This window comes from Vibrio navarrensis (assembly GCF_015767675.1).
Lineage (GTDB): Bacteria > Pseudomonadota > Gammaproteobacteria > Enterobacterales > Vibrionaceae > Vibrio.
On record NZ_CP065218.1, the window covers coordinates 56,616 to 70,096 of the forward strand.

General features: G+C 45.2%; 21 protein-coding genes. 3 read left to right on the forward strand and 18 right to left on the reverse strand.

Annotated features, from left to right (window positions below):
• Window positions 1-254 precede the first annotated feature (254 nt).
• The gene (locus I3X05_RS17075; protein WP_337971135.1) at window positions 255-1,382 is read left to right on the forward strand and encodes an ISAs1 family transposase; all 1,128 of its coding nucleotides are present in this window, start codon (window positions 255-257) and stop codon (window positions 1,380-1,382) included.
• Here I3X05_RS17075 and I3X05_RS17080 read toward each other — a convergent pair.
• From I3X05_RS17080 to I3X05_RS17155, 16 genes are all read right to left on the reverse strand, one after another.
• Window positions 1,365-1,607: a hypothetical protein gene (locus I3X05_RS17080; protein WP_337971314.1), complete on the reverse strand. Its 243-nt coding sequence runs from the start codon at window positions 1,605-1,607 to the stop codon at window positions 1,365-1,367. The genes I3X05_RS17075 and I3X05_RS17080 overlap by 18 nt on opposite strands.
• Before the next feature lie 93 nt (window positions 1,608-1,700).
• On the reverse strand, window positions 1,701-2,747 hold the full coding sequence (locus I3X05_RS17085; protein WP_045572273.1) for a hypothetical protein: 1,047 nt from the start codon (window positions 2,745-2,747) through the stop codon (window positions 1,701-1,703).
• Window positions 2,748-2,750: 3 nt separating this feature from the next.
• Entirely contained in the window at window positions 2,751-3,506 is a 756-nt protein-coding gene (locus I3X05_RS17090) for a hypothetical protein (RefSeq protein WP_045572272.1), read from the reverse strand.
• Complete coding sequence (locus tag I3X05_RS17095) at window positions 3,503-3,991, reverse strand: hypothetical protein (RefSeq protein WP_045572271.1); 489 nt, start codon at window positions 3,989-3,991, stop codon at window positions 3,503-3,505. Before I3X05_RS17095 ends, I3X05_RS17090 begins: the two co-directional genes overlap by 4 nt.
• Before the next feature lie 2 nt (window positions 3,992-3,993).
• A complete protein-coding gene (locus I3X05_RS17100; RefSeq protein ID WP_337971315.1) occupies window positions 3,994-4,362 on the reverse strand; it encodes a DNAase in 369 nt (122 codons plus the stop codon).
• Window positions 4,359-4,556, reverse strand: a complete 198-nt coding sequence (locus I3X05_RS17105) for a hypothetical protein (protein ID WP_045572269.1) — start codon at window positions 4,554-4,556, stop codon at window positions 4,359-4,361. The genes I3X05_RS17100 and I3X05_RS17105 overlap by 4 nt, the downstream gene beginning before the upstream one ends.
• A 4-nt stretch (window positions 4,557-4,560) precedes the next feature.
• Entirely contained in the window at window positions 4,561-4,692 is a 132-nt protein-coding gene (locus I3X05_RS17110; RefSeq protein WP_337971316.1) for a hypothetical protein, read from the reverse strand.
• Window positions 4,692-4,982 (reverse strand): hypothetical protein, encoded by a 291-nt coding sequence (locus I3X05_RS17115; protein ID WP_337971317.1) that lies wholly within the window; start codon window positions 4,980-4,982, stop codon window positions 4,692-4,694. Before I3X05_RS17115 ends, I3X05_RS17110 begins: the two co-directional genes overlap by 1 nt.
• A gap of 9 nt (window positions 4,983-4,991) precedes the next feature.
• On the reverse strand, window positions 4,992-5,822 hold the full coding sequence (locus tag I3X05_RS17120; RefSeq protein ID WP_045572267.1) for a major capsid protein P2: 831 nt from the start codon (window positions 5,820-5,822) through the stop codon (window positions 4,992-4,994).
• Between the two features lie 9 nt (window positions 5,823-5,831).
• Window positions 5,832-5,960 carry a hypothetical protein gene (locus I3X05_RS17125; protein ID WP_045572266.1) on the reverse strand — a complete coding sequence of 43 codons (129 nt, stop codon included), beginning with the start codon at window positions 5,958-5,960 and terminating at the stop codon, window positions 5,832-5,834.
• A gap of 139 nt (window positions 5,961-6,099) precedes the next feature.
• Complete coding sequence (locus I3X05_RS17130) at window positions 6,100-6,870, reverse strand: hypothetical protein (protein WP_337971318.1); 771 nt, start codon at window positions 6,868-6,870, stop codon at window positions 6,100-6,102.
• Entirely contained in the window at window positions 6,833-7,312 is a 480-nt protein-coding gene (locus tag I3X05_RS17135) for a hypothetical protein (RefSeq protein WP_337971319.1), read from the reverse strand. The genes I3X05_RS17130 and I3X05_RS17135 overlap by 38 nt, the downstream gene beginning before the upstream one ends.
• The gene (locus I3X05_RS17140) at window positions 7,299-7,850 is read right to left on the reverse strand and encodes a hypothetical protein (protein ID WP_337971320.1); all 552 of its coding nucleotides are present in this window, start codon (window positions 7,848-7,850) and stop codon (window positions 7,299-7,301) included. The genes I3X05_RS17135 and I3X05_RS17140 overlap by 14 nt, the downstream gene beginning before the upstream one ends.
• Window positions 7,843-8,163, reverse strand: coding sequence for a hypothetical protein (locus I3X05_RS17145; RefSeq protein ID WP_337971321.1), 321 nt, complete (start codon window positions 8,161-8,163; stop codon window positions 7,843-7,845). Before I3X05_RS17145 ends, I3X05_RS17140 begins: the two co-directional genes overlap by 8 nt.
• A gap of 24 nt (window positions 8,164-8,187) precedes the next feature.
• The gene (locus I3X05_RS17150) at window positions 8,188-8,418 is read right to left on the reverse strand and encodes a hypothetical protein (RefSeq protein WP_045572261.1); all 231 of its coding nucleotides are present in this window, start codon (window positions 8,416-8,418) and stop codon (window positions 8,188-8,190) included.
• Window positions 8,419-8,521: 103 nt separating this feature from the next.
• Window positions 8,522-9,994 (reverse strand): hypothetical protein, encoded by a 1,473-nt coding sequence (locus tag I3X05_RS17155; RefSeq protein WP_337971322.1) that lies wholly within the window; start codon window positions 9,992-9,994, stop codon window positions 8,522-8,524.
• Window positions 9,995-10,247: 253 nt separating this feature from the next.
• Between I3X05_RS17155 and I3X05_RS17160 the strand changes: the two genes are divergently transcribed.
• Window positions 10,248-10,943 carry a hypothetical protein gene (locus tag I3X05_RS17160; protein ID WP_337971323.1) on the forward strand — a complete coding sequence of 232 codons (696 nt, stop codon included), beginning with the start codon at window positions 10,248-10,250 and terminating at the stop codon, window positions 10,941-10,943.
• A gap of 559 nt (window positions 10,944-11,502) precedes the next feature.
• On the opposite strand, the gene I3X05_RS17165 is transcribed toward I3X05_RS17160, so the two are convergent.
• Together I3X05_RS17165 and I3X05_RS17170 are read right to left on the reverse strand one after the other, a co-directional pair.
• The gene (locus I3X05_RS17165) at window positions 11,503-12,315 is read right to left on the reverse strand and encodes a hypothetical protein (RefSeq protein ID WP_337971324.1); all 813 of its coding nucleotides are present in this window, start codon (window positions 12,313-12,315) and stop codon (window positions 11,503-11,505) included.
• A gap of 6 nt (window positions 12,316-12,321) precedes the next feature.
• Window positions 12,322-12,636 carry a hypothetical protein gene (locus I3X05_RS17170; protein WP_337971325.1) on the reverse strand — a complete coding sequence of 105 codons (315 nt, stop codon included), beginning with the start codon at window positions 12,634-12,636 and terminating at the stop codon, window positions 12,322-12,324.
• 240 nt (window positions 12,637-12,876) lie between these two features.
• Here I3X05_RS17170 and I3X05_RS17175 point away from each other — a divergent pair, with 240 nt between their 5' ends.
• Window positions 12,877-13,149 (forward strand): hypothetical protein, encoded by a 273-nt coding sequence (locus tag I3X05_RS17175; protein WP_061895368.1) that lies wholly within the window; start codon window positions 12,877-12,879, stop codon window positions 13,147-13,149.
• Window positions 13,150-13,481: the final 332 nt, after the last annotated feature.

Below are 13,481 nucleotides of genomic sequence, written 5' to 3' on the forward strand. Positions count from 1 at the left end.
CCCTGTCACTATATGGCTGCACCCCATTTTCATGCTTGATGATCACCTTAATCAGCGGCGCTAGATGCTGCTGGCCGATTGCGTCATGACGCGAAATATTGAGTGCCTTTTCTGCATGGCGAATATAGGCATCTGTATTGTTTTCATGAGGCGGTGCCCCAGGGCAAGATCATGAACATTTCTTGTACAACGCAAGGTTAAATTTGACCTGAAGCACGGTCTGTGATCTTATGCTCTTCTTTTGGGGAGCGACCATGAATATTAATACCATCAAAGCGCATTTCAGTATCATCCGTGACAAACGGCAAAGTGCAAAAGTTGATTATCCTCTGTTTGATATTTTGTTTGGGTCTATCTGTGCCGTGATAGCCGGAGGTCAAGGCTGGACTGACATTCGTGAATATGTTCTTGGCCACCATGAGTGGTTTCTTAAACAGGGGCTGTTTGAAAACGGTGTGCCTGTCGACGATACCTTTGCTCGTTTGATTGCAAATATTGATCCTGCCGAGTTTCGCGACTGCTTCCTGGGTTGGATGAATGCGGTACATACCATGACGTTTGGTGAGGTGGTTGCCATTGATGGCAAGACTTTGCGCGGCTCCTACGATAGAGACGACAGGCAAAGCACCATCCATATGGTGAGCGCCTATGCAAGTGCTAACCAAATGGTACTGGGTCAACTCAAAACCAACAATAAAAGCAATGAAATTACCGCGATTCCAGAGCTTATTAAGATGCTCGACTTGCGAGGAGCTATCGTGACGATTGATGCGATGGCCTGCCAGACCAAGATTGCCAAGGCGATCACTAGCAAGGGCGGTGATTACTTGTTGGCAGTAAAGGGGAATCAAGGCAAGTTGTCGGCAGCCATACAGACAGCCTTCGCCCCACACCGCCGTGCCCCAATTGACAAAACCACCTATCAAATCGAGAAACAAAAAGGCCGCGTTGAAGCACGTACTTGCCATGTACTCAAGGCTAGTGAGTTAGAGGGTGACTTCTCAACGTGGAGCGGACTCGCCAGTATTGTCATGGTTGAAAATTACCGAGTAGCCAAAGGTAAAGCGCCAAAGTTGGAGTACCGCTACTACATAAGTTCAGCAGACCTGACCGCGGAGCAGGCAGGAAATGCCATTCGAGCCCACTGGGGCATAGAGTCAATGCACTGGATTTTAGATGTGAGCATGCGAGAAGACGCTTGTCAGATTTACCGACAAAACGCGGCTGAAAATTTGGCAGGTTTAAGACACATGGCACTTAACATGCTAAGAGCTGAGCCAAGCAAAATTAGTGTGCCAATGAAGCAGAAACGTTGCATGATGAACCCCGGCTTCTTGGAGCAAGTCTTAGTTGCTGGATTTAAGTCAATGACTAAATTCTAACCATTCATGCGGACGCCCTGGCGGTGCCCAACGGTTGATAATACCTTCGAGGGTATTGAGGCCGTGTTTGGTGCGGTAGGTCTGAATGATCCGAGCAATAGCACGGATACCATTTTCAGGCGTATCGAAGATAATAAAACGGCCATCATTACCCATGCGGCCACGCCAAGCGGTGCCGTTGTCCTCGATGTTGCCCGGATTGCGATTTCTGATACCTCTCGGCATGTTAGAATCTCCTTTGATGAATAGAAGGAGTAGGGTTGCTACTCCTATGATTACAAAGCGGAAAGCCATTTTAATACCTAAAAAACATGTCGCTTACACCACTTCAAGCGGTGTTACGTAAGAAAAATAGTTAATCTTTAAGTTAGGCACATTAAAGCCACAAACTATTGAATCCGTTGGACAATTTGCAGGTACATTTAAAACTTGTATTTTCCCATCGGGCGATAGTGAAAAATCAGTTTGTGTTGCTTGTATCGTATACTTCATGGCATCAGGTTTATAAACGGCAAAACAAAGGTGTTTTTCTGGCTTGTAAGTTCCCATTGGTAACGGACAATTAAATGATTTTGATTCAGCAAGCGAATTAGGAATAGAAAACTCTTCGCCTCGGCTTTCTCTCGAAACACTCGGGATTTGATTTGAATTTCCCACATAAAACCCAGCTGAAATAAGTGCTAGAACCGAGTTTTGAGGGATTTCAACGAAGAACGCCAATCTAATAAGCTCCTCTGTTGGTGATGTCTTCCACCAACGCTCAGGCAGCTCAAGCCATTCTTCACGAACTTGATAGTTAAAACTTCTTGCTGTTACCTTTGACGCAATAATTTCCGCAACATTACCGAACTTATCTAGTCTCGCTATCCCAAACCTCGCATGAGATAACCCAGCGGTCTGACAGTATCTTATATAGCACTGGTATCTTTCCAAATTTTCCACTTCATTTGCAAGAATAAGCTCTTGCATTTCAATCTCTTGAAAAATGACCGAGTTACCATAAAACGCACCAAATAGCACATGGGATGCTCCTGCATTCGGATAGTCTTTGTATGGTGCAAAACTACCAAAATCAGCATTACATAGTCTTACTTGTGCTTTATCTTGAACTTCAACAACCCAGCTTGGCGCAATTGGAACCGAACACCCCGCAATGAAATTCATTTTTTTCAGCTCACTTCGTTTTAAACCTGAAGGGTCGTACATTTTTGATATTCTGTATCTTTCGCTAAAAATTGAATTTTTAAGTAAGTTAGTTGGTCGCTCTGAACTGCTCATTTCTGCAATTTGCTGTTCGATAAAGTCAGCAAGAAATTCAATTTTGTTTCGTGGGCTACCGTTTGGTAGCAGTGCTTTCAATGACATGGGTTATATCTCCAAAATGGACACGCCGTCGGTTTCTAAGCCTGTAAACTCAACGGCGGCACGTGTCGCCAGCTCGATTTTCTCGCCGGGGGTAAGGGGATAAACCCCATTAATCAAAACATCTTGTGCGTTGGTTGCTTTGGCCTTGATATACAAGCGTTTTCGCTCACTATTCGCGGCTACGCTAAACGGTAGAAGCGAATCAAATACGCCAAGTTGATCGCTTTCTGTCACCTTCATAGCTTGATTGGCCGCAATGCGCACCACGGGCAAGGAGGTCACTTTGACGCTTTGCTCTGGTGCGAGTTCGACCGCCGGAATTTGTGACACTGCAACGCTTTGGTTAGCGGCTATCTCTACCGCTGGCAATTGATTCACTGTCACGCTTTGGTTTGCTGCAATCTCTACCGCTGGCAGTTGAGATACTTCAACAGGCGGTAAGCTCTCAACCGCGATCGATTGACCGGGCGCGACCTGAATCGCTGGCAGCTCAGAGACTAAAACCGTTTGGCCTTGGATATTTTGCGGCGGGGTATAATCGCCATAACCAAATTCGAGGGTGATTTCTTGGTCAATCGTAGAATGGATAAGCACACGACCAATCATGCTTTGAGATTTCACCACCGCATTTTTACGCAGCGTGACGCGGTCACCGTTTTCACTCTCTAAAGTGATTGGCTGCTCTGCTGCTTCAAGGTGCAGCCATTGACCCGAGATCAAAACGGGTAGAGGCTGATAGGCTTTAACACTGACAATCATCGTTTTTTCACCGCCATCATTGTGATTAGACCAAGCACAATCACGATCACCACCAACAGAAGTAGTTGCTGTTGTCGGTTATTACTTGCGCCGCCGTCTTGTTTAAACTTCGCTAAGTCCATAATCGCGTTCAGGTTGTCAGTGTTCTGTTTTGACTGACTGCCTGATAATCCCGCCAGCATTTGCAGATTTTCGCTGTTACTCGATGCGATGTTGTCGAGCGCTTTCCCCGCAAACTGCATCGAGTCTTTGTTTACTTGGCCTGCAAAGCCGATAGCGCTATCAAAGATTTCCCCGGTCTGATTAATCAACTCACCGCCAAGAGCAAACGCTTTGTCTATTGCGCCGTGGTCGGTAGCGGTGACATTGATTGTTGAGTTATTCACGCCACTAATTGCAGTGCCGAGGTTATCGCCGCTTATTGCGTTTTGGCCGCTGACGTTGGTTGTGGTTGTGGCGTTACTGGATTTCGATTTACCACCCATAATCACACTCTCATTTTCATTAAAGTTATTTCACCGTCTTGTTGCTCTTGGGTATTCAATCGCCGAACCAAACGAGCTAAGGCGGGGAAATAAGTCACCGCGCTGACACTGGATAAACCGGAGCGTCTGACAACCTGAGAAAGTTCTTTGATAGCGGGGATGACGCCGAACCCGGCGACACCCCAGAGAAAATAACTCTCTCCAACCACTTCACCCGCCACGGTGATGTCGTAGCCATCCCCCTGAATCTGGTACAAACTGACGCTGCCAGTTTGCACACTTCGTTTCAGGTCAGCGAAATCGTCAGGACAGGCGCGAAACGCCGTTTCTAACCTTATTAGTGCCTCGGATTGGTTCGCCAAACGGATCATTTCTTTCTCAACATCAAAAAGGCGAGAACGATAACTACACCACCAATCAACCAAGGATTTACCCCGCTAGGGCTTCCCATACTGATGGCGCCTACGCTCTGGCCGCTATTGTTGGTACTGGTCGCAGTGGAAGGCCCGGCGCTACCGCCAGTAAAACCACCACCACCCGTTAAGCTTGTTAAATTACCAAGCATGCTATTACTTTCCTTTTGTCAGCAGGTAAAACACGGCGGCGACAATCAGCAATGTCATCAGCTTGTCCGAACCTCCGGAAAGCTTAAATCCGACATACCCGCCGCCAAGAAACGCCGCTACCAGTAAGTAGGGCATCAGCGTTTACCTTGCACAATGAGAAACACAACCAACATGAACGCGATGAACATCGCCCCAAATACCTTAATGTTGTCCATAGAGGGCTGAATTAAAGCATTGGGCGTTTGCAAGGGCTGGCCGTCGGCGGTTTGCCCATGCACTTCTTTTTTTCGCGCTTCATCCGGGTTGCTTTGCGGTTTCTTATCAAGCGACTGTTCAACCGCACCGTTGAGCCAATTCCCGCTGGCGTCTGTCACCGCGTTTAGCAGTTCGCCGCCAGCATCAGAGAGTTTGTCTAACCAGCTCATACAACCCCCTTACTTGGTGGTTTGTGGGATTGCGACTTGCTCGATGGCTTCAACAATCACCGGCACACTACCCGGCGCGGTTTTCTCCACTTCAAACTGAAGGGAACGCGTTGCAAAGGTGCTGAGTTTTCCTTCCGCACCAAACCCGGTACGCACGAAATCAAGCGAGAACCAGCCCACGTTTTGCTCAAGCTCGGCATCAGCCAAATCAAAGGCGTTATCGACCTTGTTCACGTTCATTTCTTCACGGTCATCACGCAGCACACGAATGCGAGTGATCGAGTCGTCTTTGAAGTGAATGCGCTTGAGGTGCAGGTAAGGGGAACGCTCCGCCCAATCAAACGGGGTGCGACCTTCGGCACTGGCAAACCACGTCAGCGAATAGATACGCGGCATAAAGACGCGCTGTGATTGCGCCTCGGTGATGTGAGCACGAGCGCGAATACTTGGCGCAGCGACGCCCGATTTTGCTTTGAGCTGGATGTAAACAAACCAGATCTCACCCGGTAGCGTCACCAGCTCACCTTGGCGAACGCCCATTTTGGTACGCATCAGCAGATCACAGAACGCAATCATGTAGCGTCCCGGTTCAACGTACTTCTTACGGTGTTCGCGCAAATCAATGATGTCTTGACCAGAGAGAGACACGATCTCTTTGCCGTTGTGAGTGATGCGTACACGTTCAATATCTGCCGGGTCGGTAATGTTCGTCACCAACTCAACATTTTGATAAGTCGGGCCGGAGACAAGGCGTAATGTCGCCTGATTTCCCCATGCAACACCTTCAACCGGATCCAATTCTTTTGGACGAGGGTTAAACAAGGTTTCTAGTAATTCCATGTATCCCCCTTAGAACCAGCCTGAATTGCCGTTAAGCTGCTTTTTCAGCGGCTCAAGCGGTGCGACGTTGTTGATAATGGCGATAATCACCAACGCAACAACCACCGTAAACAGCATGGTTTTGTGTTCTTTCTTCATAGTTAGCCTTTCAATGTGTGGAACAAATAATCAAATTGCCCGGTTATCAAAAGCCAAAAAAAGCGGGGAGGGAATGGGATAGAACCTATAGGTTAAGCGCGTAACCTATAGGTTGAATTGTGAACAAAATCACAGTTAATTAGCGGTAGGAAAGCGCGACTTTCTGGCCGTTCGCACAGTTAAACGCTTGCTTGGAGACATTGCCGATACCATCTTTCACCAGTAGATATTCGGCAATCGGTTTATTGATACGCTCTTTGTTCACTTTGGCTGAAATCAACGTTTCTATCTCTCTGACGTTCAAGCCTTTTTTATCAGCGAGGTATCGAGCATCGGCGACCGAGTTCACCGCGCCAATCCACCATGTAGACGATTGATCAGTGACGGTTTTCGGCACCTCTTGGCCTTTTTGAAACACGCTATGACAGACAAGCCCAAACTGACGGCCACCGCGCCACAGTTCGCCCGCTTTGCCGAGTAATTTACCGGAGCTTTCGACACAGCTTGCGAGTTCTTCAATGACCACATGCAACTTAGGCGCATGGCCGTTACCCATCGACCAAACGACCGAGGAAAAAAACTCTAACTCATCGGCACACGCACCAAACTCAGGCACATAAGCAAGTTTGAACGATTGGCCGCGCTTACGAGCCATCAAAAGCGACTTGAGAAACGCCAGCCGTGAGCTTGTACCGTGGCACTGTTGCCCCTGAAACTTTTGCCCGGCGTAATTACGGTAGGGGTCAAAGAACACCGCTTGCGACGCTTTCGGGACAAAACTCAAATGTTTAACGGCGGAGGTTTTCCCTCCGCCAGTACCCGCCACATAAATAATATGCTCCGCATCGAGCGACGGATTCGAGTTAACCGGATTAGGCAGCTTTAGCGGCGGCTTGGTCTTTTTCACCATTGACGGCCTCCTGTTGTGCTCTTAACAGTTTCAGTTGTGCCACGTGCCGCTTTGAGGTGTAGATAAGCGCGAGAACGGCAAGCAGTAGCGTTGCTTCCTCGATGTAGTTACCAAACATCCCTAATATCGAGCTACCGTGTTTGTTGATCACCGGAATTGCCGCCTTAATTACTTCCGATTTGCCTTTTTCATCAAAGGCGAAATCAATCCCGGAAATGATCGAGGTTGCTTGTTCGGTAACGGTAAACACAACACTAAGCAGCCCCTCAAACGCTTCAGGGCTCACGCTTTCGGTTGCTTCAACGGTTGCCGAGGCTATCGCGTCGGCTTCGCTTTTCTCATGGCTCTCTAACTGAGAAATAACTGTGCTGAAATCGCCCCAATCATCGTTAGCCGCCGCGCCGGGGAAGTTCATCTCTTGTTCGCCTTCAAACATTTGCATTCGGTTGCGCCTCCGGTTGTTTTTTTGGAACGAGTTTCCCAAGCATCCAGACCACGAAAACCAACACACCAAGCACCGTGAGAACACGCTTAACCGTGAACAGTGGCAACGGTTCAACGGGGGCATTAACCGAGCTTTCAACCGTTGCAATCGCGTTGGAAACCGCATCATTGCTGTTGTCGTCACCTTCATCAGCTAACAGCAGTTCAACCGAATCAGCGTTGATTGCCTCCGGTTGAGCGTTGTTTTCTAGCGGTGTAAGGGCGTCGGTTACTTCGGGTGAGACAGCGGTTAAAAGGGCGTTAAGCTGACTTTCATCGCTCACCATGTTTGCAACAATGTAGCTATCAATGGTTTTGCTCATGGCGCTATTGCCACAGTTCGGACAACGATAGTAATGCAAGCCGAGGTTGCGCCCGTTCTTTGTCGGTTCACCTTCGGCAATCAGTTTGCCTTCGCCTACACGATGAACGGTTGAAGGGGTAGCGCAAACCGGGCAGCGAACATGGCCTCTGACCGGGTTAGGGTGCTTACTCATGCTCACCCCCGTTGACGTCTTGCACTTGGCTCAATTCAGCAAGGTTTGTTTGGATGTGTTCGCGGTATTTGCTTCGCGCTACGTTGTTGAGCTTGGCGAGTTGTTCCAGTTGAGCGAAGAAATTCGACGGCAAGCCCAACGCCTCGGGCGAAAGGTTGCCACTGAACAGCGCTTTAGTGGCTTTGGACATCACGTCTTTCATATCCATCGCTTTGAAGCGTTCTATTTCAGCGCTAACGCTGTCTGTGAGTTGATCAGCTGCATCGAGCGCCGCCAATGCGCGCTGACATTCAGTGATAGAGAGTTTATTCATGTTTCCTGCCTCCCGGCGGTAAGGTTATTGAGTAAGTAGCTCGGTATATACGGCATCGTTTGCCGCTTCGAGTTGGGTTAAATGGGTAAGAATGGAGGTATTCAACGCGGTTTGTTCAGCGCATAGCTGACCGCCAATGCGAACAAAGCTGAATATTTCGCTACAGGGTAACAAATTGAAAGGATGGGGCGGAGGCAAAGCCTGACGGTAGAGCGCCAGCTTTGCCATTTGTTGCGAGTAATTTTGTAAAGCCATGCTTATTTCCCTAACTGACGTTTAAGAAACAAGCCGTGAAGTGGTTACGAATCTATCAAGCTGATGTTAGTTCGCGTAAACATTTGTGTAAATAGGAATTGCTTCATTCATCTTTATTTTTATACTGAGATAACATTTTCATAAGCATAGAATGGCTTTCCGTCGAAACTACATCTGGCTTCCGATTAAAAACCCCCATAACTAGTTCTATTTTTGTATTCTTTTGGAAATTACGTATTTCATCCTCATTCATTCCATCCTTAGGAAGTGAACCAGTAATTTGTTCAGCCAAAATGGCAGCCTTTAACATATTCATTTTGTTTTCGCTAACTAAAACAATATTTCGTATAAGATAGAATAAAGCAGCAGAAGTTGTACCTATTATTAGAGTTGTTATTGTCACTAAAGGAAGCCGACTTAGAATTAGATTCCAAGCACTAGTATTAGGGTGCTTGTCAATAAATTCAGAGAAGTCCATTGCATTACTATATATTAGAAAGAAAATCACTGAAAGTAAGAAAATCAGTGAGAGCGTTAGTTTAAAATACAATCCTAACTGAGTTCTGCTTTCTAAAGAAAAACCCTGCATATCCAATGTTGTTATATTGATGTCTGATTTTATTTCAGTTAGTTGTTTCTGCAACGTGGACAATTCTAACATTGCAATCTCATTACTTCCTTTTGTTTGCATTAGAATCTTCTCATGTTCTTCACGCTCATGCTTGATGTTTTTTACACGTTCGGTAAGATCATTAGACTGCTTTTCCAGATTTTTCTTTTCGGCGATTGCCTCCTTTAGATCCTTAGAACTAGCCTCAATGTCATTTCTAATACGAGATAATATTTCACGTTCTGAAGCAATAGATTGGTCGATTCTTTCCTTTTCCTTGTGCAACGATTCTATTTGTTGTTCAGTCGAAATAGACTCAGCTTGTTTGCTAGACAGGTAAGACTCTAAATTCTTTTTCTCATTATCTATTAAATTAATGAACTGGTTTGCTGTCCTAGATACATCATTTACATATTGAGTTAGAGACGAAATTTTATTTTTGTTTGTAAAGAAATCTAATAAGTTGGTAGCCTTGCAGAAGGAGAACTCATAGTCTTTAGGAAGAATAAATCCCCATATGGTTTCATTTACATAATAAGATAGTTTTATATTATTATCTGGCGAAGCCCTTGAAATCATAGTTTTTGAGTGGCTCAAAATAGTTTTATTGTTATACTTATATCCTAAAATCTTTAATTTACCAAAAAATAAAGCCTTCCTCTGGCGAGATGATGTTAGTTGAATTTCTGAGACTAATAGTGGCTTATTAAATAAGCACACGGTATTTCCTTGTAGATGTGATATTTCATAATTTGTGGCGGAAATCCTATTCCGAACATCTAACGTTAAGCTCTCTTGATTAATTTCGTCTAAGAAAGATATATGTTCTGAATTAATGTCAATACTTTCAAACTGAGCCTCAATATTTGTTCTTAACTTATCTAAAGCATCACTAAATTCTGCAGAGTTATCCTTGATTAAGGCTGGCATTGGATCTTTATGTTGTTCTTTGGCCCTAGTGCTCATAGATTAAACCCATCTTATTAACAAATCATTATAACATTACCATAAGATCTTATGCCATATCACACTTATGCACTTACTTGTGATATGAAATAACATTTTTTGACACTATGCCGTGGCTAGGAATCAGATAGTCAGAGAATTCCACGAATTGAGTCGCAAAGCTAACAGCTAACACAAGCTCAACCTTAGCATTTTCCGCCATAATATGCGCCGTCTTTCAGACATTACGTAATGAAAACAAAAGGAATTTCCCATGAAAAAAGCGTTATTGGCGTTGGCAACTTCGGCGGCTCTTGTGGGCTGTGGCGGCGGTGGTAGTGGCTCCGGTGCATCGAGCCAAGACACCACCTACAAAAAAGACGGTATCTACGTTAACAACACGGATTTAGTTGTGATGTTGGTTGATAGCGATTTGCCATTAGGTTCGGTGCTCATCGGTGACTATGTTAACAACGAATTCTTAGTGAATGACACGCACAGCATCAGCGGCAACACATTGACCACCAAAGGCTTAAGTTTTGTTTCCCCAGCATTGACCACGTATAGCGCAGATGTTGAAGCCAAGATTACATTTAGTGAGGTGGGCGCAACGGCCAATGGTGTACTCAACGGAACAAACCTGATTTACTCATTTGACCGCGCCCCGGATAGCGTTGCGCTGACCGATATGCTCGGAACGCACACCAACCCGGTTGACGGCTCAACATGGACGATAGAGCAAGACGGAACCTTTACTATCAACGGCATTTGCACAATTAGCGGCAAACTTACCCGTGTGGATAGCTATTACAGCGCTACCAATGTGAGCGCATCAAACTGTACAGATGCAGGCTTTAACGGTAACGGTTATGGTGCAAGGCTTCTGACTGTTACAAAAGGAGGAACGACCTACATTCTTGGGATAATGGCAAACAATGACCACTTTATCTGGGGAAGCGCGCCACTTTAACCCGTAACAGCCGATTAAGACCACCTTCGGGTGGTTTTTTTTGCTACCACAGAAAAACGGCATATGCCGTTTTCAATGACGTTTTCGATGACATTTTTTTAAATACCGCCAACACGCTCAAATTTGCCTCCTTACCTTGCTAGGCCATCGCGAAGCGATATAAACGGCCAATACATCAAAAGCGATCGCTGAAGCCTTTCGACGTCAGTTGCAGTGGTGCAGCCCCTAAGTGCGCATGTCGCTTGCGACATAGAAGCACGCTTCATTTATCCCTCTTATCGCCGATTTTGAGGTGATAACTTATTATATTTCTACTTACTATTTCTTAATTGATAAGAAAGGTTATGCGCTATTTTTCCCGTGATATGCGCTAAAACCTCAATCCCTGTATGCACTAAAAAAGCAAACATTGGCATTGGTGCGGCTGCCTCTATGGCGAATTTTGAATAATGGGAAAGTATCAGTGAGAAAGTCGGTCTTAAACGGCGTAAATCAGCGTCAGAAAGGGCTAGAAATTAGGAAAGGGATCGCGTTAGGCTCCGGAATCAACCGGATAGCGTTAAGCTGAGAAGCCGCAAGAGCGTAGCCTTGCATTGATTATGCGGTCTAGTTCGAACTCATTGAGTAGAAGATCTTCACCGCGCTTTTTCATGCGCTCGAAAATGATTTGAACGGCTCTTGAACGGTCGGTTATTTTAGCAATCGTACGCTTGAGACAACCCGTTGTAATATTCTTGGTGCGGCGCTCTATTGTCCCTTCCCACAGCGTATTTCTCACCGTGAGCAATCGTTCGTGAAGCTGCCAGCCCGTTTTGAGGAATGCCTTTTGATCTGCATTTTTGAAGGCCATTTCAAGCTTTAACCCGGCAACAGAGCCAGCTAGATAGCCGAAATCATCAAGAACAACATAAACGTTATTGAAAGGTATCCCGTTTTTATCAAAAACCGTTCCAGCGCCTTTTGCGGTTTGGCCATGTTTGCCATGAAAAGCTGGCGCAATGACGCGCATTTTGATCATCAGTTCTAGAAGTCGGGAAACGGTCGATTGATCGACCTCGATTGCCTCTGCAATTTGGCCCTGAGTACCATTGCTTGAGAAAGTTCTGGTTTCCAAGCAAACATTTGCAGCAATCCAGAGACATAACTTAGTAAAATTGTCGCGACGGTTTTGACGCTTAAACGTGTCAATACCATGTTCTTTTGAAATGCGGTTGATAATCGCAGGGTGGGAGAGCGCACCATGTTTCATGAATACGCGGAAAACGTCGGACTTACCTTTGTGTAGATAAACTTGTCTACCTTCGGCCACTGCTTTTGCAGCAGCCTTGTTATACTTGGTAACCAGTTCAAGATAAGACGGTTTGGTGAGCATGGTGTATTATGCCGCCTTCAATTCAACTTCGAGTAAATCAAGGGCGATATTTGCATCAAGAAACCATTTGTTTAGCTGTTCTATAGTCATCCAGCTATGAGCAAACGATAAATCTGAATTTGGGGTTTGAGGTTCAGCAAAGCAGTCACCATTCACAAACCAACGGATACCTAGTTGAACGTGCTCACGGTGGCCTGTTTCTGATTTTCTAAGATTGAATTCAATTGAATGAGGCGTCTTGATGTTTAGCTCAGTGATTCGCTGAATTAGCCTCGCAGTATGAGCTTGGAAGGTAATCAGTTGTTCGGGTGTGGTATGCATGGTTAATGTCCTTGTTTATCTAATCAAAATCCCCGTCCAAATCTGCCGCATCTATCAAGTGTTGGGGTGCCCTTAGTACCGTCAACGTGTTCGACTCACTCAGATAGCTAAGGGCAATTTTGATAGATGTCGGAACCATCACGGCTTGGACGATCACATTTAAGATCATTTCTAAATGGGTGTCGACTGGTTGCTATACAGTGTACAGGCTGTTCTATACTAGGATTTGGAGGGAAATTTATGATAACAACGCTTGATTTACTCAACCGATTACGCATTGAAAAACAATTACTTAGTGATAGGCACGTTGCCAGATTCCTAGAGATTAACCATTCTACAGTTAACAAATGGAGAAATGGCGGCACAATGAGTGATGAAATGGCTTGCGAAATCGCTGAAATGCTTGATTTAGATGTAGATTTGGTTTTGTTGGCAATCATCGCTGAACGCTCCAAGAATCAGCGTGCAATTGGCGCATTTGAGAGGCTAACAGAGAACCAAAAAATAGCATGAAATGGCAGGCAAAAAGTAAAGGTAACGTATTGATTTAATTGCATTAGTTACCTTTCTTTTTTGTCTATCTTGGTGCGTATTATATATGTTATGTTAAATATCCCAGTTTACTTCCTAGGTTCATGAGCAACAATAAATCAATAAGTTACCTTCTCTCACTTTCACTTCACAAAAATCTGTTTTACGTTTACGCTGAGTTCATGAGCTTATGTTCTAGGTTTATTGTTAGGTTCATAAGTCTATTTAACAGTATTCGGATTTACCATAAAATCCATAATATAGAACAAAACAATCTGCGTTTGTTTTGTTCTATATTAAGTTCAAGCGTTTCT